The sequence below is a fragment of the Acinetobacter sp. I-MWF genome (assembly GCF_025433935.1).
Classification (GTDB): Bacteria; Pseudomonadota; Gammaproteobacteria; order Pseudomonadales; family Moraxellaceae; genus Acinetobacter; species Acinetobacter guillouiae.
In genome coordinates, this window is the sequence record NZ_JAMBAR010000048.1 from 1 (window position 1) to 291 (window position 291).

A 291-nucleotide genomic window follows, 5' to 3' on the forward strand; every position below is an offset into this window, starting at 1 on the left:
GATATCACAGCAATAAGTACAGATACTGGTACATCAAGCACAGATTTTATTACCAGTGACACTACTTTGACTGTCAGCGGTACATTAACCACAGCATTAAATGTTGGTGAAAAAGTACAAATTTCAAATGATGGTGGGGTAACTTGGATTGATGCAATTACAACAGGTACAACATGGAGTTTAGTTGATGCTGTTGTTCATAGTAGCAATTTTACTTATCAAGCACGTGTTATTGATGCAGCAGGTAATATTGGAAGTACAGATAGTCAAGCAATAGTGATTGATACCACT

1 protein-coding gene is annotated in these 291 nt (G+C 36.4%); it reads left to right on the top strand.

Features of this window, described 5'->3' with window-relative positions:
- On the top strand, window positions 1-291 hold a 291-nt coding region (locus M2R48_RS21300), incomplete at both ends, for an Ig-like domain-containing protein (protein WP_262087624.1).